This window comes from Sphingobium tyrosinilyticum (genome assembly GCF_042654265.1).
In the GTDB taxonomy this organism is placed as follows: domain Bacteria; phylum Pseudomonadota; class Alphaproteobacteria; order Sphingomonadales; family Sphingomonadaceae; genus Sphingobium; species Sphingobium tyrosinilyticum.
Genome location: NZ_JBHSFZ010000060.1, coordinates 1 through 666 on the forward strand (window position 1 = coordinate 1; position 666 = coordinate 666).

The 666-nt window shown below is 60.8% G+C and carries 1 protein-coding gene; it reads right to left on the reverse strand.

From position 1 onward, the window contains the following. Positions 1-592: helix-turn-helix domain-containing protein (locus ACFO3E_RS17145; protein ID WP_380806654.1), on the reverse strand; the 592-nt coding region annotated here is incomplete at its 3' end. Positions 593-666: the final 74 nt, after the last annotated feature.

Sequence of the window (666 nt, forward strand, 5' to 3'; positions counted from 1 at the left end):
TTACGCCGCCAAAATGGCGAAAGGCTGCCTCCATGCCATCGAACCAGGCCGACTGCCGCTCATGGCGGAATGCCATCGTGAAGGGGCGGCGGGAATAGCCCAGGGTCGCGACAAAAACATATATTCGGACCCTATCACCACCGATGCAGACGCGCTTCTCGCCAAAATCGATCTGAAGCTGGTGACCTGGCGGCGTCTCGAACCGTGTCGTCGCGCGCGCTTCTGCCGCCAGCTGTTGCCGAAAGCCAGCCACTGCTCGCTCAACCGTCCGCAAACTCGCTACGACACCGAGTTCACGGGCCAAATCCTGCCGAACGACATCGGCATTGCCCCGGTGCCGGAAAAATCGCTCACGAAGCCATGTCTCATGACCGGCCAACATCCCGCGAAGTACCCGCCGCTGATAGGGTTGCCACCGGCCTGCCCCAAGATATCGCTTTACGGTCGTGCGCGAACAGCCAAACTCTCGCGCCAGGCGCTTGCTGCCCCAGCCCAGCTTCCTCAACCTCAGCATCGCCGTCACCTCATCAGGCTCAAGCATCGCGTCCCTCCGCAAGCCAACTGCGGAGATCGTCTCATCATCCATATTCATCTGTCCCGTCCTCCTTCCGGAGGGGGCCAGTTTTCAGTGACGCGAGGGGGTCAGTTTTGCATGTCGCCTAACAG